The 20,680-nt window shown below is 29.9% G+C and carries 19 protein-coding genes, 1 pseudogene and 1 riboswitch; of the genes and pseudogenes, 4 read left to right on the top strand and 16 right to left on the bottom strand.

Annotation, left to right across the window (positions count from 1 at the left end; all coding sequences use genetic code 11):
* Positions 1-4: 4 nt before the first annotated feature.
* Entirely contained in the window at positions 5-1,099 is a 1,095-nt protein-coding gene (locus EV214_RS16115; protein WP_132247609.1) for an RNA ligase RtcB family protein, read from the bottom strand.
* Between the two features lie 240 nt (positions 1,100-1,339).
* Positions 1,340-1,448: riboswitch (TPP riboswitch) on the top strand.
* Between the two features lie 243 nt (positions 1,449-1,691).
* Between EV214_RS16115 and EV214_RS19520 the strand changes: the two genes are divergently transcribed.
* The 4 genes from EV214_RS19520 to thiE are packed head-to-tail and all read left to right on the top strand — an operon-like array spanning position 1,692 to position 3,570.
* A complete protein-coding gene (locus EV214_RS19520; RefSeq protein ID WP_330571327.1) occupies positions 1,692-1,892 on the top strand; it encodes an energy coupling factor transporter S component ThiW in 201 nt (66 codons plus the stop codon).
* A gap of 16 nt (positions 1,893-1,908) precedes the next feature.
* Positions 1,909-2,715 (top strand): bifunctional hydroxymethylpyrimidine kinase/phosphomethylpyrimidine kinase, encoded by an 807-nt coding sequence (thiD, locus tag EV214_RS16125; protein ID WP_132247611.1) that lies wholly within the window; start codon positions 1,909-1,911, stop codon positions 2,713-2,715.
* A 42-nt stretch (positions 2,716-2,757) separates the two neighbouring features.
* The gene (locus tag EV214_RS16130; protein WP_165916425.1) at positions 2,758-2,904 is read left to right on the top strand and encodes a hypothetical protein; all 147 of its coding nucleotides are present in this window, start codon (positions 2,758-2,760) and stop codon (positions 2,902-2,904) included.
* Between the two features lie 39 nt (positions 2,905-2,943).
* Positions 2,944-3,570, top strand: coding sequence for a thiamine phosphate synthase (gene thiE / locus EV214_RS16135; protein WP_132247615.1), 627 nt, complete (start codon positions 2,944-2,946; stop codon positions 3,568-3,570).
* A gap of 71 nt (positions 3,571-3,641) precedes the next feature.
* Here the strand turns inward: thiE and EV214_RS16140 are convergent, their stop codons facing one another.
* The 15 genes and pseudogenes from EV214_RS16140 to EV214_RS16210 all read right to left on the bottom strand — a co-directional run bounded on the left by EV214_RS16140 (position 3,642) and on the right by EV214_RS16210 (position 20,018).
* Complete coding sequence (locus tag EV214_RS16140; protein WP_207669716.1) at positions 3,642-4,958, bottom strand: F390 synthetase-related protein; 1,317 nt, start codon at positions 4,956-4,958, stop codon at positions 3,642-3,644.
* Positions 4,951-5,808 (bottom strand): MBL fold metallo-hydrolase, encoded by an 858-nt coding sequence (locus EV214_RS16145; protein WP_132247619.1) that lies wholly within the window; start codon positions 5,806-5,808, stop codon positions 4,951-4,953. The genes EV214_RS16140 and EV214_RS16145 overlap by 8 nt, the downstream gene beginning before the upstream one ends.
* Positions 5,793-6,797 (bottom strand): NAD-dependent epimerase/dehydratase family protein, encoded by a 1,005-nt coding sequence (locus EV214_RS16150; protein ID WP_132247621.1) that lies wholly within the window; start codon positions 6,795-6,797, stop codon positions 5,793-5,795. Before EV214_RS16150 ends, EV214_RS16145 begins: the two co-directional genes overlap by 16 nt.
* Before the next feature lie 15 nt (positions 6,798-6,812).
* The gene (locus EV214_RS16155) at positions 6,813-7,955 is read right to left on the bottom strand and encodes an ATP-grasp domain-containing protein (RefSeq protein WP_132247623.1); all 1,143 of its coding nucleotides are present in this window, start codon (positions 7,953-7,955) and stop codon (positions 6,813-6,815) included.
* Positions 7,945-8,949: a beta-ketoacyl-ACP synthase III gene (locus EV214_RS16160; protein WP_132247625.1), complete on the bottom strand. Its 1,005-nt coding sequence runs from the start codon at positions 8,947-8,949 to the stop codon at positions 7,945-7,947. Before EV214_RS16160 ends, EV214_RS16155 begins: the two co-directional genes overlap by 11 nt.
* 252 nt (positions 8,950-9,201) lie before the next feature.
* Positions 9,202-9,495, bottom strand: a pseudogene (locus tag EV214_RS16165) (Na+/H+ antiporter NhaC family protein); the annotation flags it as partial.
* 247 nt (positions 9,496-9,742) lie between these two features.
* Positions 9,743-9,979 carry a transposase gene (locus tag EV214_RS16170; protein ID WP_132247629.1) on the bottom strand — a complete coding sequence of 79 codons (237 nt, stop codon included), beginning with the start codon at positions 9,977-9,979 and terminating at the stop codon, positions 9,743-9,745.
* 173 nt (positions 9,980-10,152) lie between these two features.
* Positions 10,153-12,633 carry a cellulose biosynthesis cyclic di-GMP-binding regulatory protein BcsB gene (locus tag EV214_RS16175; RefSeq protein ID WP_132247631.1) on the bottom strand — a complete coding sequence of 827 codons (2,481 nt, stop codon included), beginning with the start codon at positions 12,631-12,633 and terminating at the stop codon, positions 10,153-10,155.
* A gap of 13 nt (positions 12,634-12,646) precedes the next feature.
* Complete coding sequence (locus EV214_RS16180) at positions 12,647-13,903, bottom strand: glycosyltransferase (protein WP_132247633.1); 1,257 nt, start codon at positions 13,901-13,903, stop codon at positions 12,647-12,649.
* Positions 13,904-13,915: 12 nt separating this feature from the next.
* The gene (locus EV214_RS16185) at positions 13,916-15,202 is read right to left on the bottom strand and encodes a DUF2334 domain-containing protein (RefSeq protein WP_132247635.1); all 1,287 of its coding nucleotides are present in this window, start codon (positions 15,200-15,202) and stop codon (positions 13,916-13,918) included.
* Entirely contained in the window at positions 15,203-16,063 is an 861-nt protein-coding gene (locus EV214_RS16190) for a diguanylate cyclase domain-containing protein (protein WP_132247637.1), read from the bottom strand.
* Positions 16,064-16,087: 24 nt separating this feature from the next.
* Positions 16,088-17,524: a glycan biosynthesis hexose transferase WsfD gene (gene wsfD / locus EV214_RS16195; protein WP_132247639.1), complete on the bottom strand. Its 1,437-nt coding sequence runs from the start codon at positions 17,522-17,524 to the stop codon at positions 16,088-16,090.
* 24 nt (positions 17,525-17,548) lie between these two features.
* Entirely contained in the window at positions 17,549-17,947 is a 399-nt protein-coding gene (locus EV214_RS16200) for a GtrA family protein (protein ID WP_165916426.1), read from the bottom strand.
* Positions 17,907-18,866 (bottom strand): glycosyltransferase family 2 protein, encoded by a 960-nt coding sequence (locus EV214_RS16205; protein WP_132247643.1) that lies wholly within the window; start codon positions 18,864-18,866, stop codon positions 17,907-17,909. The genes EV214_RS16200 and EV214_RS16205 overlap by 41 nt, the downstream gene beginning before the upstream one ends.
* A gap of 12 nt (positions 18,867-18,878) precedes the next feature.
* Positions 18,879-20,018: a glycosyl hydrolase family 8 gene (locus EV214_RS16210; RefSeq protein WP_165916427.1), complete on the bottom strand. Its 1,140-nt coding sequence runs from the start codon at positions 20,016-20,018 to the stop codon at positions 18,879-18,881.
* Between the last annotated feature and the right edge of the window lie 662 nt (positions 20,019-20,680).

Consider the following 20,680-nt stretch of genomic DNA (forward strand, 5'->3'; position numbering starts at 1 on the left):
GCCCCTATCCCTTGTAGGTTACGACAGGTTTTAGGGTCGCAACTACTGTAATTAAATTTGCATCCAGTAAATCTTCAATTACTCTTTCAATGTTCTTATAAGCTTCTGGAGCTTCCTCAAAAAGTAGGTTTTTATTTTTACAAACCACATTTGCACCAAATTTTGTTTGTTTTATTGTTTTTTTTGTATATTTATTTTCAAGTTTTTCTTTGCATCCTCCACGTTTCCATTTTCGTCCTGCGCCATGGGCAATGGAGTATGCAGAAATCTCACATTCCTTTGGCATAACAATATAACTTAAGCTTCCTCTTGAACCTGGAATAATCACTGGCCCCAAATCTCCTGGTGCAGCTCCTTTTCGATGAATATAATATACTTTTTCATCCAAATGTTTCTTTGTAATGCTATTGTGTGTACTATCTAATATTCTTTGAACATCTGTGTTACTTCCTAATGCCTTTAATAGTCTATAGGCAATCCATTTACGATTATTTTCTGCCCATTTTACAGCCTTTTCATGTTGTTTAAGATAATCATCTATGTCATTAGATCCTACTCTTAATCCTTTTTGCGCATGATATTTTTTTATTACTTCATCTAATATTTCCTGCCCATATCCCCTTGATCCACTATGCACAAGGATCATCATATTTTTTTTATTAATTCCTAATGTTTCAAAAATCGCTTCATCAAATACCTTTTCAATCTGCTGAAACTCTGCAAAATGATTCCCACCACCAATTGTTCCTATTTTCTCTAGAAAAGGGATATCTTCTTTTATAAAACCCTCTATATCAATCTCTTGCATATTTTCAAAAGTTTCTAATTTTTTTATCCATCTGCTGATATTTACTTTATGTTTTTTTATATCTGTCATAAAAAGACTCATGCCACAGCCAATATCATTTCCAATAATGTGTGGATAAATGATATTTTCACTTATAAAGGCTGCCCCTACTGGTGTTTTTCCTGGGTGTAAGTCTGGTAGTCCTACGACCTTTACGATACCCTCAAGGGATGAAATTCCCTCTAACTGATCTATTGCGTCTTGTTCGATCCAACTGTTCTTTGATGCGATTATCCTAATTTTTTGATTCATATATTCTCCTTTTCTCTATTCTGTTCTTATATTCCTCCAATTATTTATTCCGTATCTATATATGATCATCATAGTAATCGCCCTCTTTCTATTATTTTTGTTTATCCAAATATTATTCTAATACTATTTAGTAAAAATTTCAAATTATCTTTTATACAATACTCATATTTTTACTTTTTGTTCGAATTTCTCTCTTGTAAATACTATCAAAGAGTAGTATCATGAGATCGAATAGAATATTTTTAAAGCTAGGGGGGCTGGTTTAACCAGCTGAGATTAAGAATGATGATTCTTTGACCCTTGACCTGATCTGGATCATGCCAGCGTAGGGAAGCAGTGTTTAAATATTTAAACATATTGCACGAATCCTTACTGGATTCGTGTTTTTTGCTTTTCATAAATATCATTCTGTTTTATACAAAAATGAAGCAAAATTATGGGCACAAAAAAATTAACCTTTTCAACATTACTCATTGCTATTGGTGTTGCAAAGATATTTCCTGTCCAACACACAATTAATATTCTATCTACTGTTTAGCTGGGTCCTTGAATGGCTTTAGGAACAGGATCGCTTCTGGCATTTCCATGAAGTATGATTGGTGCCCTTTTAGGCGAAGTTTTTGGTACTGGAATCCTTGGCGCACTCCTTTCATTTCCTATTGCTAAGTTTTTATTAGATTCAAGCGCCACTGTATTTTTCTTTATTATTCCATTTATGACAAGTATACTAGGCGGACGCTTCATCGCATTTTTATTGTTACAAATAAGCGCATTAAAAAATCCATTAGAATAAAGAGAGGCGAATCTTTATGAAACATTGTTTAACGATTGCAGGATCTGATAGTAGTGGTGGTGCTGGTATTCAAGCAGATCTTAAAACTTTTTCAGCACATGGCACCTTTGGCATGAGCGTGATTACAGCTGTTACAGCACAAAATACACAAGGCGTTTTTGATGTACAAGATATTGATCCTTCCGTCATTGCGCATCAAATTGAAGCCATTTTTGATGATATTTCAGTTCATGGCATAAAAATTGGTATGGTTTCTCAAACAGAAACCATTGATATCATCACTAAAACACTAAAAAAATATCCACTACCGCCTTTGGTTCTAGACCCTGTTATGATTTCAAAAAGCGGCTATGATTTATTAAAACCAGATGCCAAAAAAGCATTGATCGAAAATTTATTGCCTATGGCTACTTTGATCACACCAAATTTACCAGAAGCAGAAGAAATATTAGGATATAAAATAGAAGATTTAGAAACCATGAAAAAAGCTGCAATAGATTTACATAACCTAGGCCCTAAATATGTATTAGTAAAAGGTGGGCATCTTTCAGAGACGGCTACAGATGTTTTATATGATAGCGTTAATTTTCATTTATTACATCAAGAAAAAATCGAAACACCCCATACTCACGGTACTGGATGTACCTTATCCTCTGCTATTACTGCTAATTTAGCAAAAGGAATCTCTATAGATGAAGCAGTAAAGGTAGCAAAAGCATATATCACAAACGCAATCGTGCATGGATTTTCTATTGGCCATGGGGTAGGTCCTACACATCATTTCTATGAACTCTATAAAAAGGCAGGTATGATCAATGACTAGTGAAAAAGTATGATATTAGCTACAAATCTTGGATTATTAGGTTTGCGCATCATTATTTTATCTACTGTAACAACGACTTTTTTAGATGCTTATTCTGTCAGAGTTACATTTTTAAATATTTTTGTAAAATTTGATGAAAAAAAGGTTTCTTTTGGCATGGCGACCACAGGTTTGATGTTGGTAATTTGAACAATATGAAAACTTTCATAAAGGAGGGAAAAATAGAATATGTCCATATTCAATAAAAGTGTTTATTTAGTAACAGATGATTCTATCATGGATTTTGATACACTCTATACTAAAGTTGAGTTAGCATTACAAGGCGGGGTAGGTCTTTTACAATTTAGAGAAAAGAAATCTTCATCCAAAGTTTTTTATGCTCATGGGTTAAAAATCAAAGCACTATGCAAAAAATATAATGTTCCATTGATTATCAATGACCGACTAGATATTGCTCAAGCGATTGATGCTGATGGGGTTCATTTAGGACAAAGTGACTTACCATTAACCGTTGCAAAAAAAATATTAGACCCTAAAAAAATCATTGGTATTTCTGCAAATACAGTAGAAACTGCTTTAGATGCACAAAAAAATGGTGCAGACTATATCGGTGTAGGCGCAGTATTTCCTACAAATACAAAAAATGATGCCGTACTTGTTTCTGAAAATACTTTATCAGAGATTCAATCTGCTGTATCTATTCCAATTGTAGCAATTGGAGGAATTACCTTAGAAAATGCATCTTCTATTATCAACCACAAAATAGATAGCATTGCTGTCGTTTCTGCAATCTTAGGTCAAGATGACCCTAAAAAAGCAACTCAGTATTTAAATGATTTATTCAGTTTGGTATAAACTTATTCCAAAAGAGATGTGTCCGTTTTTATACAGGAACATCTCTTTTTAAACGTCTACAACTTATCAATCTATATTTCAAACTTTCTTTCTACTCTTCTTAATTTTTTCCCATTTTGCTCCTCTAATTTATGTATATATTGGATTTTAGGGATAAGACAATTAAATTGATTACATAATCTTTCTAAATTTTTCTCAATTTCTTTTTTCATATTTTTTTTTCTATCATCTGAAACTTCTAAAAATACTTCAATTAAGTCCAACCGAACTTGATTCACTTTATATTGTTTTATTTCATCAGAAGATAAACTAATAACCCTTCTTATAAAATCGGGAAAAACAGGTATTAGTGTATCACTCTCCTTTTTTCTAAAATAAAACAAATCATCGCAACGCCCTTCTATCTGCTCTAAAGCCGTAAAATGACTACCACAAGGACATGGCATTTTTTTCTCTGTTAAAATATCATTTAACCTGTATCGAATAATTGGCTGACTAGTTCTTGAAAAATCGCTAATAATGGGTATGAATTTACCTAAATTTTTGTCTAAATATTCTTTTTGAATCACTAATAAATCTTCATTCAAATGAAGCGTTCCATATTCACAGGTAGTTGCTAAAAAACCCTCTGTACATTGATACACTTGATGAATTTTTTGATTAAATACATCACTCAAATACTTTTCATCTAATGGATCTAAAACCTCCGCTACAGAAATGACTTTTTGAGGATCAATCTTTAGCATACCTGTCTTTATTTTTTTTGCAAGCATACTTAGCATAGAGGGTGGTGCTACCAAAATACTTGGTTTATACGTATTTAAATTTTTTATATGGTCATCCATTAAATCTAGTAAATCAAAAAAATGGAACTTGATCTTTCCTTTGTCAACCGTATCATATAAATTACTATTTGCACGAAGAAAAAAAGCTATTTTATGCTCTTTCAATATAGAATAGGGAAGACATTTTGCCAGTACGGTTCCCGCCCATTTTATTCTTTCATTTTTACTAGCCAAAAATATTCCCCTATTTCCTGAAGTTCCTGAAGATAAACCTATTGTTATATCATGAATCTGTGGACTAAAATCTCTGGTTTTTTCAGCCTGAAAAGCAATTTGAAAAGCTTCATCCTTTTTTATCCCTACCGTATTAAACGTATCAAAATATTCCATCATCCTGTTTTTATCAACCAAAGGAAGCTCTTTCCAGTTATCATAGGAAAAACCCTCATAGTATTTTTTATAAAAAGGAGATAATGGAACAATATTTTTTAAAAAATTTTTCATTTTTTTATCTTGCCAGTTCTCCAAAACTTCACGACTATGAAACCTTATAAAATATTTACTCTTTAAATATGTCATTAAAATTTTTAGTTGTTCAATCACTTTTTCCCTCCAATGAAACATTTTTTATTGCTTCTTCTACCGTATATAGGCAATGACTAGGAATGATATGAATATGTGGATGTGCTTTATGCAAAGTATAAAGTTTTTTTACATTTTCCATATAGCTTTTTTTGTCTTTCATAATAAAATTTGCAATAAAATGCGGCAGTAGATATTCTTCGAATGTCTTACTGCTCCAGCAGGCATCCCCTATAAAAAAATAGTATTGATTATTACTTTTAAGAAATATTCCATAATGCCCTTTTGTATGCCCTGATAATAAAACTGCATAAATCCTTTTATCTCCAAACAAATCTATTACATGATCAAAAGGGGTTTCTATTATTGGGAATTTTGTTATCTGTCTTTCTTCAAAAAAGATGATTCTATCAGAAAAATCCATTGGCAATAAATTAGGAATAAATCCTTCTTTTAAGGCACTAATCCCCTTTTTGTTTTGAATAGATTCATAGCCAACCTTACTACATATAAATTTGGCATTAGGAAAATCCTTGCATCCTGAAATATGGTCTGAATGAAAATGGGACAAAATAATATACTGAATATCCTTTGCCGAAAGATTTAATTTTTTTAGCTGTGAAACTACGGTTTCTGATTCCTCAAGATATACAGGAGTTATTTTTTTATATATTGAGTAAGGAAATTTTTTTGTTTCCTTAAAGAAATGATGTGAGTATCCTGTATCAAATAATATATAGCCCTGTTTCGGATGCTTTATAAGAACAACCATAGCAGGGAATTTTATAGTTTTAAAACGTCCCTCTTTTATAGAGATTTTTTCTAATTGTATGCAATAGCCAGTTTTTAGTATTTTCAACTCAATATCCAAGATCCATCTCCTTTCAGCCACTCAACAAATAAATCCAAACCTTCATCAACACCAACTTTGGGAATATATCCTAAATCATTTTTCGCATTTTCTATATCAAGTGTTTGGTTTTTTGACAGAACCCCTACTGAATAACGTGTAAGAATTGGTTCTTTCCCCTTTAAAATATATTTTGATATCCATTCCATAACCATTGCCAATCTATAGGCCATGTGAAAAGAAATATTTTTTGTTTTTAAATGAATATCTAGCTTGTCAAAAAGTTTATTTAATAAATCAATGAGTGCCATTGGTTCGTCATTGGTAATATTATACTTTTTACCTAAGGTATCTTTACTTCCATTCATACACAAAATCAAAGCGTCTACTACATTCTCAACATATGTAGTATCTATAATGGCTTTACCTCCATTAATCAAAGGAATAGATCCTTTGTTATTTGCACGTATTAATCTTGGCAAAATAGTCGTATCTCCAGGACCAAATAATGCTCTTGGTCTAATGGTTACTAAAGAAAGCCCCTCTTTGAAAGCTTGATTAATTTCATTCTCTGCCAATAATTTTGTCTGAGCATAGTAGTTAACAGGATTTTGCGGAAGCACACTATCTTCTGAAATATTCATTTTATCTTTGTAATCAAAATATATGCTTGGAGTAGATACATGAATCAATCTTTTTATATTTGTTTTTTTACTCCCAAATATTAAATTTTTAGTGGATAATACATTACTTTTATAAAATGCTTCATATTTTCCCCAAGGAGATGAAAGGGCTGCACAATGAAAAATATAATCTTTTTCTTTGCATACCGCTACCGTTTGCTCTTTATTTCCTAAGTCTAGTGAAACAAACTCTATTCCATAGTTTTTCAGCATTTCTCCTTTTATTTTATTTCTTCCTATACCCGTTACTTTATAACCCATATGCTTTAATCTTATTGCTAATTTTTGTCCTAAAAACCCTGTTGCTCCTGTAACCAATACGTTCATACCTTTATCACGTCCTTAAAATTCTCCATTCCATTCAATATCTTCTGTAGCGATTGCTTCAATTTTTTTATGATTCTTTAAACTCTCCATAAAAAAAGATAAATAAACAAAAAATTGATAAAAAAAAGGTGATAAGTCTCTCAAATTAAAAATCACATCCTCACTTTTCAAAAAAGTTGTCCACCAATTTTTGCTGAAAATATCCTTGGATTTAATGCCGTAAATAATCATAGGAAGGACTAACATCTTACTTTTTTCAATTGGTCTTATAAAGCTATTGGTATCAACAAATGCTTTTGTTACATTTTCATCAAATAAATGAATCCCACTAGTAGCTCTTGGATTACATTCGATAGGAAATATGACGCCCTCCTTTGTTTGGATCATATCAAATGCAATTTGCCCTGTAAAATTCAAATTTGCTACTAATTTTTCAATGATACAATAAATTTCTTTATTGTCAATATGTTGAAAATAAATATTTGCGCCATTATTGATTGTAAACTTATTTTCATAATGACAATGTGATACTATTTTCCCATTTTGTACAATGCTATAGGTACAAAATTGTGTTCCTTCTATATATTCTTGTAAGATCCATGGATAACTTTCAGATATTTCTATTTTAGGAATTTCACTTTTATCTTCTGATAATATATGAACATTCGCTCCAAATCTGGAATATACTGGCTTTAACACAAGTGGTGTTTGAAAAGGAAATGATTTTATATATTCTAATATTTCATCATAACAATAGTATATTTTTGTTTTTGGAATGATTATATTTTGTTGTTGGCATAATCTAATAAAGTCATATTTATTATGTAATTCACTCAGCAAGTCAATGTCAGAACAAAACACTTTACAATGCCGCTGACCAAGCCCCTTTGCTACATAAAATATTTCTTCACAAGTTGGTATAATCAAATCAATGTGATATTTTTTAATAATATCTCTTAAAGCCACTATAAAAGCTTCATACTCCACATTTGGCTTTGGAAGAATGAAATTTTTTATAACTGCTTTTGATTTCATACATAGATTATACCTTGTACTGTCTGCTGTATATATATTTATCCCTCTTTTGGCAAACTTTCTTGCTAAATCTAAAGCGACAGGTGCTCTCGCTCCAGTAATTAAAACATTCTTAATACTCAAAGATAAGTCCCCCTAAAGATAATCCTGCTGAAGTTCCTAATAATAAAACCTTATCTCCTCTTTTAACTTTTTTCTGTCTTATAGCTTCGCAAAGGGCTGTTGGAATAGAAGCTGCAATCATGTTCCCATGATTTGATACAATATCCATCCATTTTTCTTCTGGAATCTTAAGATTCTTTCTCATAAGACTCATACCGCTTTTACTCGCTTGATGGGGTATGACTATTGTAATATCTTCTAACGTATGTTTACTTTTATTCGTCATTTCTTTCATAAAAGAAGGAAGTAATTTTTTCACCATCTTAAAAAGATTTTGCCCATCCATATAAAATAAAAATTGTTTCATTGTTTCTTCTTTTACATTTTTTAGATTAGGTGGGAATTTTGTACCCCCTCCATACACTTGTGATAAATGGCTACCTTGGCTATATGTTTCTATCTTTGAATAAATAATCTTTGAGCTTTCATCCTCTGGTGTCTTTCCTAGTACCATTGCAGCTGCACCATCTCCAAACAAAGCAACACTTTTTTCATCTTTCCAGTTAAGTGCGGCTGAAGCAACTTCCGAAGAAACAATTAATACATGCTTATATCTTCCACAATCAACTAAATAAGATATTGTATCTAATGCGACTACAAAGCTTAAACAAGTAGCGTTTATATCAAAACTAGGAACCCCTGATTTTTCTAATCCTAATTCTTTTTGTATGAGGGATGCAGTACAAGGAATTGGCTGTTCCATAGAACCACTTGCACAAACGATGCAATCTATATCATGTACTGAAATTTTTGCATCTTCTACTGCTTTTTTAGCTGCAAAAGCCCCCATTTGTGATGCGGTTTCATCTAAAACAAAATGTCTCTTTGAAACCCCTATATTTTTCCCAGCCCATCCTAGGGTTTTCCCTAGCATTTGATCGATTTCTTCTCCAGTAAGCTCTTTTTTAGGTAAGTATTTACCAACGCCTAATATTTTTACATTTCTTATGTCCACTGCATTCACCCTTATCCATTAATAATTATTTTTATTAATCACATTATAACAATACATTGTCATAATATGCAAATTTACATCATTTTCTCCCTTTTATAAAAAAAATTGAAATCTATTAGCACGCATCTTTAATTTATATCCCACATCTCCAAATTTTACCATTTTCTTTAAAATGAGAGATACAATAATAACCCCCTAATATCTAAACAATATTAAGGGGTTTCATCATCTAACCAATTGATTTTTTATTATTTATTTTTCCAAGCTTAAGTCTTTAACAGAAGATTTGTCAATCTTAGGAATACCAAATGCAATTGCAATAAGTACACATATTCCCATTAAATATGGATAGTACAAATATATCATAATTTCAAAAGATGAAGTTTCTGCTACACTCGCTACTACTAGAAGCTGCGCACCATAAGGTATAATCCCTTGGCAAAAACATGAAAAAGTATCTAATAAACTTGCAGCACGTCTTGGATCTATTTGATATCGATCTCCTATATCCTTAGCAATTGGGCCTGCCATAACAATGGCAATCGTATTATTGGCTGTACAATTTTGTTTTCCTAAATTATACTAATTTGGTAGCTGCCATGCTTATTTTTCACTAAAAAATATACACTTTCCCCTTACCCCAAAAACAATTTCCTATACTTTTATTTCCATATCAAGGACTCTTTTGTATTTTTGTTAATATCGTAACCAACCATTTTTCAATACCTTCAGTTCTATCCAGTACAGTTTCATAAATCTTCATTATATTTTGCTAAAAACGCTATAATTCTTTTCACAGTATCGGAAACTGATAAATGGTAGACTTTTTGAGTAGCGCTACTGGTAAAAAAAAAATCATTAACATTCGCACATTTGATGCATTGGCAAGAAATTCTTTTCTCCAGTTACGCAGCATATTACGAGCAATCTCATGTTCTATAGCTAGCTGATTCAAGTCCTTCTCTTCACGAAAGAATTCAAGTACAACCTTCATTTCAAATTTTAGAGTGAAATTTCTTCTCTTTTTCATATGAATACTGTCTTCTTTTAGTTGCTTTTATTATAGTAGGATTCGATTCATTAAGAAATAAAAATTTATCTGTCTAGATTACAGGTACCATTATACTTTCTATTGCCATTAAAAGTCAGTACCAATAGATTTAAAGTTGAAAGAAGCTTTGTCTCTTACAAAAAAATTTGCTACTATTTATTTTTATCTTTTCTATTCTTAAATAAATATAAACCTAACCCAGTAAGCATAAGGATTATTAACCCTCCTGTAAATATGATATAATTCCTTATATTTTCTCTCTTTAATATATTGGTCTTTATTTCCGGTCGCTCTATTTCTTTTTGAAATCTAAAATTATTCAAATCTCCATCCCTGCTAATAATTACTGCATCTCCAGTTAAAAACCTCAAATTTTTCTTATATAAGTACTTTGTTGCATCAATGATAGACTTTTTATCCAATGATGTAATGGATAAAATCCCTTTTTTAATATTATAAGATGATGGTTTCAGCTCAATAAATGTAGAACCCCTTGAAAATTCAGATAGCAATTCAATTTTTTCATTAGAAAGAACGCTATTAAACTTTTCATTATATTTAAACCATAGATTATTGTTAATAGCCCTTATTGCACTATTTTCTTCTGGTGTACCAAAAATAATCAAGTTATCTTCATAGTGCTTCTTACTAAACATATTTCCTTTGATACCATTAATAATTCCTTCATTCTTCTTGGTTCCAATTCCTGCTAACTCAGCAAACATTCCTGCTATTTCTAAATCTTGTTTTGTAGGTCGATCTGGTAATACGATTGTTGTCCTATCTAAATCGTCATCTCTAGAAAAAGGATATGGGAAGTTATCTAGTAACATGAGAGGGTTATCTATGCTTGGAACAAAAAGACTAGAATCTTTCTGAATATATACCCAAGGAACACTTGCTAGATATCTTTCACAATTGATTATTCCATTTGGTATTAGTTCAAATACGATCCGAATATCATAATAATTGTTATGTCTTAACGCTTCTGGTATATAACATGTTATGCTGTCTAAATCTCTTTTATTACGATCCAATTTATGGCTTCCGATTGGAACTCCATTTATATATATTGAAATCATTGATTTTTCAAAATCAAGGTTATCTGAGTATCTTATATTCAAATTAATATTTGCCTCATTTGTTAATATCTCATTAAAAGGAATCTTTAATCCTATACTTGTAAATTGCTGATTACTCCCCTTAACTTCAATTCCATCTAACCCTATGTCTGTTAAGTAAATATAATCATCTTGTTTTTCATCTTTTATGCTTATGTCAAAATCTTCAGCTAATTTAATGTAAGTATTTGTCATTTGAGCTTTCAGATCATTATTTTTAAGAGCTTTTACCCCCGTCATTAAACTCTTAGCATTATCTGAAACAATCATAAGCACTGGTTTCTTAAAGTTATCTAAAGATTTTCTGTAAATATGCACATCCTTTCTATAAAGGCTTTCCTTATTATTAATAAGGCCTTTTAAATCTTTAGGTATTTTTGCATAATTACCTAAATAAATCAAACTGTCAAAGGTTGAAATATTATCATTACTTGCTATTAATGTAATAGGTGTTTCATAACCAAGATTGGAACCTTTCATATATGCAATTAAAGTTAAAGCTGCCGACATTTCATCATCCGTATAATTATCTGGAATAATTACACTTACACCTTTATCATTATCTGCATGTATCCCTATAAATGGTTTTGGGAAATTTGCTATTTTCTCAGAATAATACTTTCTATCATATTGAATAACATAATTAGTAGCGCCATCAATAACTATCCAATTCGCAATGTTTTTATCATCCGCACATGGTATGTCTGAAATTCTAGAGTATGTGAGGATTTTTAATTCGTTATACCCCTTATTAACCAAATATGCGGGCACATTAATCACCCAACTATTTAGTAGTTGATTGTTTGAGTTTTTAAAATTGATTGACTTAACTGGAATATTATTCATGTATATTGTAGCATACGAAATATCAGTTTTAATTAATTCATTGACTCTCATAAATAAGTTCAATTTAAGTTCTTTTACTGTTAATGCTTTATCTACCTCGAAATACCATTTGCTTTCTCCGTTTACACCCCTTAACTCAATGTCATTCATTACTCTATATGTATATTCTAAATGGTTATCAGTAGTTGTATGTATAGTTATTTGCTGGTTATTTTCAATCTTACTTTTATACAAACTATCTACTTCATCTATTAACCCTATATCAGTATTTGTAGTGGTATCTTTATTTGTTTCTTTATTTGGTTCTTTATTTGTTTCTTTATTAAGGTCTTTGTTTTGCAAATACATTTTCTTCTGTCTTTTACTGAGCTTTACCACATAAGCACCGCTCATATATTGTCTTATATTTTTTAATTGTCTTATATTTTTTAATTCTTTTAATGCATCGTTTTTGTTTTCATATGTACCATAAAAGACACTATGAACCGAAGTACTTATTTTAAAAGCCTCAATGTCATTTCGTTGCATTCTATCAACAAAACGGTTTGCAAAAACTTCATTTTTAAATGTTCCTAGTTGGATACTATAGATTTCTTTCTCAGCACAAATTCCGTTCAAACTAAAAACCATACATAAAATGATTATGATTGCTATTTTTATTCTCATTGGGTTTCATCTCCTAAAATCTTTCAGTTTTATACCATTTTGTTTCTCTTTTAAAAAATACATCTTTTACAAAGCTAACAAAACCCATACATGCTACTATTGCCCATAATTTACAATACGTAAAGTACATAATTAGCATAATACCTGTATTTAAAAAGCCACTCTCACCTCTTTCAGTTGAACTTGCTATTTGTACAGACAACACAAACAAAACATATGCCATAAACCACAACAATAAGCTATACCCCTCAACAGTTGTTTCAACAAACCCTCCAAGATTCAATATAAAAATCATATCTGAAGTAATAGCTGCTACAAAGAAAAATATATAAATGGATAAGTAGTATAATAAATCAAATCTTACAACTCCAGCTCGTTTGTCAAACAAATACTTGTAATTTTTAAACATCACATAATAATTTCCCTTAACCCACCGCTTTCTTTGTTTGAACCAAACAGCTAAAGTTTCTGGTTCTTGCTCCCATGTTGCCGAATATGGACAAAATCTTATGTGATATCCTAATAAGTAAATTCTAAAACTAATCTCTGTATCTTCTGTAATAGCCTTAGTATCCCATCCACCAATCTGTTCTAAAATAGATCGGCGAATAACAAAATTGGTTCCAGGAATTGTACATAATTTGAATAGGTTCCATCTGCCTGCCTGAGCCATCCATTGAAAATATAGTCCTTCTAGATTAATACATCTTGTCAGAAAGTTTTTATTTTTGTTCCTACATCTAAATTTACCAATTACAGCACCAGCTTGCTCATCATTTTTTATTGAATACACTAATTCTTTTAAAGCCTGTTTTTCTGGAGTATTGTCTGCATCATATATGGCAATGAACTCTCCTTTACTGTGCTCAAATCCAATATTTAGAGCATTCGATTTGCCTTTTCCACCAGTAACCCCATCTGTATTAATAATTTGAATCAATCTATCTGGGTATCTCTCTTTAATCTTCGCTAAGATTTCATGCGAGTTATCTTTTGAATTGTCATTTATGACAATGATCTCATATTTGTCATGATCATAATCCAAATTTAAAACAGCATGGACTGTTTTTGATATAACTTTTGCCTCATTATGCGCTGGAATCAATACGGATACAAATGGGTACTCTTCTAGAATTCTAACTTTCTCATCTTTATAATGCTTAACATATGACATAAATCCACTTGTAACAAGAATTGTATTAATAAAAATTACAAACCATATAGCGAATAATGAGCCTAATAATAAGTAATCATATATGTTGTTTAACATTTATTCACAACCTTATTTTTTAAAATTTTTTTTCCTGTCATATCGTTTTGCAATAATTATCTGCACCATCAATACCAAAATAATCGTAAATGCGATTACGAACGCTTTTTTCACAACATTTGTCATATTATATCTTTGTATATTTTCCTTCTCCTTATTAAGGTTTTCTCCCCTTATTTTTTGTAGTTCTTCTTCTTTAAATTTATCCAGCTCTGTTTTGTTATTATTATATATAATTGTTTCTTCACCATTATCATCCTTTATGCGATCTAATATATCTGCATACTCTTCAACTTTAAAATCTTTGATTGAAATTTTTTTACTATCCAAATATTTCAACAACATATCTAACTTTTCTACATCATCATGTATAACGAAATATACCAAATCTTGATTTGAAGATTGTAAATCATTATACGAAAAAATATTAAATGAATCGATATCCCATGATTTTATAAAAATATATCTATTTATCTCTTTTGATATGTTAAATAGATCTAGATGTATATCAGTTTTTACTTTTGTCTCTGTGATGAGTAAAAACTGAACATCCAAATCTTGAATTGCTTTTGAGTTTTCCAATAAATTATCTTGTGACAATGCAATTCCGCGTATCTCTAATCCTCGTCTACGATATTCATCTATTGCTTTTTCTAAACCCGCTTTAGTATCTTTATCGTAAGTACCATCTTCATTTATTACAGGATAGTGAATAAAGATACACCCACCCTTTTTATTAACATACTTCAAAACCTCTATAAATTTATCATATGCCTCAAGTTCATAATTTTCATAAACAGGCATTATAGTGCATATAAATTCAATACCTCTATCATTAAGGCTCTCTGCTATATCCATCAGCTTATTAAAATCAGAAAATGGATAAACTTCATCAATCCCTAAAAATAAACCTTTCTGTTTAGTACTTTGGTTTAAATGAATGCTTTTTTCCGTATGGTTTTTCATACCTAATACGCTAAGCTTATCTAATGTATCCTTATATTTTTCTTTGTCGTCAAAGCTAGAAGATATAACGATAATTTTAGCATCCTTTTCAATTTTCTTCTCATCGAGATCATCAATTTGAAGAAGTAGCACATCTTGATTATTTGATTTTAACTCCATATATAATTGGAGTATCTCGCTAGTTTGCTTCGCATATCCATACAGCTTGTCATAAAGTAATACATAACGTGTATTTACTGCAGTAGCCGATACTTCAATTTTTACAAAAATAAGTAATATAAATATATAAATAATTACATAAGAAAATATTAGACAATATTTTTTTTTACACATTTAAACATCATACTCCATATCCTTTTGGGCGATTTCGAAAAACTCAATTGCGCTATTCACCTGGTCTTTATCATACTGAACTAAACCTACTAATACTTCAATCTTAATCTTGTTTATCAACTCTTCTTCAAATTTAGTTTCTTTAATTATATTCTTTAATCTACTTTTAACTATTTCTCCATCATTGTTTTGCGTTAAAAAAATAATTCCAAACATATTTTGTTCCCTTAATAGGTATTTTTTGTCTTCCATTCGTAACATACCATCAATCGCTTTAGACAAAACTTTTATTGTTTTATCATATTTAGCTCTTCCAATTATTCTTAATAATGTATCATCATATTTTATTTTTACTAACATTAAATAAACTATTAGTCCATATCTTTTATTAATATTCATAAATCCCTGTAATTCATCAAAAAATGATTGTGCATTTCTTAATCCAGTTTCCTTGTCGATCATTACCATTTCTCTGTTTTCCTGTTTTAATTTATAATTTTCTATTTGTATGTCTTTAGTCAATTTACCTTTATAAGCAAATATAATCATTAATACAGGTACAATAATCATCCAAAAATAAACATTTAATTTGATTGGCTCAGACTTTGTTATATTTAAAAAGATATATGTACTAGCATATAAAAAATCAAATACAATTGAACATAAGATAGCAAAAGTAATATTGGTATAATAGCTGATTATAATTCCTATCATAACACTTAGTAGAATAAAAAAGTTCATAGATTCTTTTTCTAATTCACCATACGCGAAAACAACAATAAGCAAAAAGAATATATTTATTGTTGCCGTATCGATTAAATCTATTTTTTTTGATGCTTTCGTATTAATTTCTTTTAGCATAAAAGTTACTCCTTCATTTAATTACTACCCTCTTTTTTTAAACAAAATAGAAATAAGATTGGAAAAGTTAAAATAAAACAATATATCTAATGCCAATGTATTCATAAATAGATGTTTTCTGAGGTCCGTATCTCCTGCACCAATAAAGGATACAAAGATTTGTGAAAGTCCAGTCAAAAATACATATAACATGACTATTTCCATATACATACCTCTCTGAGCATTATTTTTTCTCTTATGTCCTAAATACCTATTAATAGATAACACAGCACAAATACATAAGAACATATAAATCAATCCTGAGCTTTTAGGTATATGATTCTCTTTCAGGTAACTCCATAAACAAAAGAAATTTGTTCTTTTAGCGTATTCCATTCCAACGTTTCTCTCATAATTTCCTACAACTTCTGGTCTAATTGTAAAGCTATTTTTCCATCCAATTCTCATCATCTTTTCAAACGCTTTTGGGTTTTTAAAGTAATACAAAGTGACAGAAGCCAAATTATACTGAGAATAAAATCCCTTGAGTAACACCTCGTCTCTTGGGTCTACAACAGGAGTGCCATCAAAATAAATAGTCCCTGCTAAAAGTGCGTACTGTTCATTAATTCCTACTTCTTGTGTAACTTCTTGTACATCAGGTTCAAACAACATAACACCTCTAGTGATCATGTGATATTTATTGATTAAATAAATATTATCATTAATAACCGCATACATCACTAATGTAGATATAAGTAAAACAACCCCTGACGTTACTATAATTATCTTTTTTTTTCGATTGATTTTAAAAAATATAAATACGAATAAAACCACAAAAGCCAGTATTCCATTAGGTGCAAATTGATTTTTAGCCCCCATAAACATAAATGTAGCTAGGGAAAAAACAACTACATATTTTATCCTAAACTCTTTTTCTGCTATAAATTTCAATAAACCCGCTATTGAAAGAAGATAACAGGAGTACGCAATCGCTTCTCCAAAAAAACTATTAAAGTACGAAATATACCCAATGTCACCAAATATAAAAACTGCCATTACTCCCATAAAATATTTGACCTTCATACTCTCAGTCATTTTTTCTACAATTTCTACCATCCAGTATACTGCTAAGGCAAGAACCATTAGACATAACAATCCATGAAATCTTATATCAAATTTTTTATCATGGGTAACTAAATCGTCTACTTTCATAGCTATTTTGATAAAAATACTATGTGTTGACTTGATATTTCCTTTAAGCTCATTATAATACTGTAGCTTATCATATTTATGATTGAAATAACCAAAATAATCATTTTTATTTCTCGACTCTTCATGCTTTAAGTCATTTGGTGCCATAATTCTATAAAAATCACCATTATCCGCTAGTCCGATCAATGGTTCTAAAAAAAGCGCATATCCAGATATTAAAATCAAAAGAATTACCGCAATAACCGATGGTTTAGGAATTTTTTTCATAGTTCAACCTCTTTAGATGCTTTTTTATTTCTTAAAGACTATATACTGACTTAATACATAATTAACAATAATAACAACTATATTCGCAATTGTTTTAACTCCATATTGGTTAAATCTCAATAAAGTAATACCGATATATAGCATAATACTCTCCATTAAGAGTGTCCCAACTCTAGCTACACAGAATTTTATAAGTTCTTCTACATCAATATTTTTTTTATCTCCATGATTAAAAACCCATTTTTTATTTGTTATATACGCAAATATTATAGATATAGAAAAAGCTACTAAATTACTTATCATATAACTTTTCTTCAGTAGTACCAAAATACTATATATTGAAATATTAATAACCGTAGTAAAGAATCCTAAAATCAAATAATTAAATATTTTCAAATACTTCAAACCCATCTTTTTGACCATTGAAATCTTCAATAAAATAAAGTGGTCTATTTTTCGACTCATTGAAAACTCTCCCTAGATATTCTCCTTGAATTCCTAAACTAATCATCTGAATACCATTAAAAAATAAAACAACACTTACTAAAGAAGCATACCCTGCCACAGGATCACCAAACATGATTTTTTTTATTATTATAAAAATCATATAAATAAAAGCCACTAATGCAGTAATAAATCCAATAACCGTACTAACTCTTAAAGGTACAGCACTAAAGGAGGTAATACCTTCAATAGCTAATTCTAAAAGCTTTAAATAATTCCACTTGCTTTTACCTGCAAATCTTGCTTCTCTTTCAAATAAAACTTCCTTCTTATTAAAGCCTATCCAACTAAAAAAACCTTTAGTATATCTATGCTGCTCTTTAATTTTTTTAATCGCCTCAATTGCCCTTTTACTAAGCAACCTAAAATCACCTGTATCTTCTTGAATATCAACTTTAGATAGCTTTTTTAGTATTCTATAAAAGTAATACGATGTTTTCTTCTTAAGCCAACTCTCGCCTTTACGACTTTTCCTTCTAGCATATACATCGTCAAAGCCTTCTTCCCAATATTTAATCATTTCTGGAATTAGTTCAGGAGGATCTTGCAAATCAGCATCCATTATAATCACTGCCTCTCCTGCAATAAAATCAATTCCCGCTGCTAAAGCTATTTCCTTACCATAATTCCTAGATAAATTTAAATAAGAAATGTCTGCATCCGTTTTCCTTAACTCTTTAATTATATTTAGAGAATTATCTTTACTTCCATCATTAACAAAAAAGATTTCAAATTTATAATCAATATTATTTGTTATCTTAATTATCCTATTATACAACATTGGTAATGTATCTTCTTCATTGTACACAGGTATTAGAATAGAGATAAGCTTATCCATAAAACCTCTCCTTTAATTTTTTTTGTGTATGATTGACGAAGATAATATATATTGAAGATTATCAAATGAATAAATTTCTTTATTGTATTCATTCCCAAATCCTCCATAAATTTCTGAGTTGCTATTCATTACTTGAAACTTCTCACATTCATTTAAGATTCTTTCAGCTTTATGGTATTCCCCTTTTAAATAAAACAATCTAGCTATTAACGCATACAATGCAGTAGATTCAATATCTGACATAGGTTCATAGGTTTCATATGAATATGTGGCAAAAATTTTTCCATACTTCTCATATTCATCCCATATCCAATTAATCCCTTCAATATCATATTCTCCTATTTCTGCTAAATGTACCATCGTGTAAATCGATTGAATTAAACTTATTTCATTACTGGTTGTATATATATGTTGGTCTAAATTATATTGAAATTTATATAAACCAGTCCCTTTAATCTTTGAATTTTTAACTAGTTCATATGAATTTTCATATACTTTGTTCCATTTAAAATCCACATTAGTTAACTCCTTCATGGTATATAAATCTAAATAAGAAATTGTAATGATATTACTTTTGGATTTAAATCCATTATCATAAAAATCTAAATGCATATTGTCCTTAACATTATATGTTAAAAGCGCCTTTGATGATTTTTGGATATATTTCAAATATTTCTTATTCTCCCATTTTTTATTTGCTAATATTAATGCTCTTACTATTCTGAGATCATCAATAAGGGCATTTGTATTTTTAATCTGTGAAGATTTTGTCTTCATCCAAGCAAAGATTCCATTATCTAAGTACAAATTATTTACTGTCCAATCAAGGCACACGTCAAAATATTCTTTTTTATCTCTATTAAGTAAATATAATAGTAATAATCCCTGTGATTCAGATAATATGTCTTTTCCGGTTGCAACCACCTCCTCATTACTTTTTCTATTTATATAGTTTGTATATACGGATAATTCAGTCCCTGAAATTCTCTGCGTTATGAACTCTAACGCTTTTTTTTCGCGCGCTGGTATATTTTCAATGGATACAGAATAGTTTTTAGGTTTGAGTGATAATGTTATTTGACTTCCTATGGCATAAATAATAGTAAAGATAAATACCAGCACAATGAAAATCAACCACTGTTTTTTAATCATTCTCCCACTCTCCCAATCTCCTAATAAATTTTCCATATATTACATATAGTATAGTATTTTATTAAAATTTTCCACCTTTCTTAATAATTCATCAACTCTAAAGATTAAACTTTATTATTCTTATCTTTAAATGAGCAAAGCAACTTGAAAATATTAATAAATAAAACAAAGACATCCAAACCACTTTAGTGTATGATAAAGTTCTCACACAAAATCACACTAAAAAAGATGTTTTGGATGTCAAACTTTATTTTATCAGATAATTCACTGGTTAACAATTTTTTCAAGAAAACTAATCTTGATTTTTATTATACTAAAACCGCAACAAAGCATTATGAAGTAATTTGTTGTTGCTGCAACATCTAAAGGATTTACAGGAAAAACTACTGATATTGCAGAGTATAGCTCTAATCACCGTACTACTATTGGTCATTTTTTTTCCAAGAGTGTATGGAGTGAAATATATATTAATAATATCATACAAAAAGAAGTTCTTCAATTTATAATGGTACCTGTAATCTAGACAGATAAATTTCTATTTCTTAATGAATCCTGTTATAATAAAAGCAACTAAAAAAGGACGGTATTCATATGAAAAAGAGAAGAAGTTTCACACCAGAATTTAAAACACAAGTTGTACTTGAACTCCTTCGTGAAGAGAA

The sequence above is a fragment of the Marinisporobacter balticus genome (assembly GCF_004345705.1).
GTDB classification, from domain to species: domain Bacteria; phylum Bacillota; class Clostridia; order Peptostreptococcales; family Thermotaleaceae; genus Marinisporobacter; species Marinisporobacter balticus.

What these genes read in the sequence shown, in the direction of transcription:
- EV214_RS16210 (WP_165916427.1), bottom strand. Translation starts at nt 20,018, where the DNA reads ATGATTAAAAAACAGTGGTTGATTTTCATTGTGCTGGTATTTATCTTT.
- EV214_RS16180 (WP_132247633.1), bottom strand. Translation starts at nt 13,903, where the DNA reads ATGTTAAACAACATATATGATTACTTATTATTAGGCTCATTATTCGCT.
- EV214_RS16185 (WP_132247635.1), bottom strand. Translation starts at nt 15,202, where the DNA reads ATGTGTAAAAAAAAATATTGTCTAATATTTTCTTATGTAATTATTTAT.
- wsfD (WP_132247639.1), bottom strand. Translation starts at nt 17,524, where the DNA reads ATGAAAAAAATTCCTAAACCATCGGTTATTGCGGTAATTCTTTTGATT.
- thiD (WP_132247611.1), top strand. Translation starts at nt 1,909, where the DNA reads ATGAAACATTGTTTAACGATTGCAGGATCTGATAGTAGTGGTGGTGCT.
- EV214_RS16200 (WP_165916426.1), bottom strand. Translation starts at nt 17,947, where the DNA reads ATGGTCAAAAAGATGGGTTTGAAGTATTTGAAAATATTTAATTATTTG.
- EV214_RS16205 (WP_132247643.1), bottom strand. Translation starts at nt 18,866, where the DNA reads ATGGATAAGCTTATCTCTATTCTAATACCTGTGTACAATGAAGAAGAT.
- thiE (WP_132247615.1), top strand. Translation starts at nt 2,944, where the DNA reads ATGTCCATATTCAATAAAAGTGTTTATTTAGTAACAGATGATTCTATC.
- EV214_RS16170 (WP_132247629.1), bottom strand. Translation starts at nt 9,979, where the DNA reads ATGAAAAAGAGAAGAAATTTCACTCTAAAATTTGAAATGAAGGTTGTA.
- EV214_RS16115 (WP_132247609.1), bottom strand. Translation starts at nt 1,099, where the DNA reads ATGAATCAAAAAATTAGGATAATCGCATCAAAGAACAGTTGGATCGAA.
- EV214_RS16150 (WP_132247621.1), bottom strand. Translation starts at nt 6,797, where the DNA reads ATGAACGTATTGGTTACAGGAGCAACAGGGTTTTTAGGACAAAAATTA.
- EV214_RS19520 (WP_330571327.1), top strand. Translation starts at nt 1,692, where the DNA reads ATGATTGGTGCCCTTTTAGGCGAAGTTTTTGGTACTGGAATCCTTGGC.
- EV214_RS16175 (WP_132247631.1), bottom strand. Translation starts at nt 12,633, where the DNA reads ATGAGAATAAAAATAGCAATCATAATCATTTTATGTATGGTTTTTAGT.
- EV214_RS16190 (WP_132247637.1), bottom strand. Translation starts at nt 16,063, where the DNA reads ATGCTAAAAGAAATTAATACGAAAGCATCAAAAAAAATAGATTTAATC.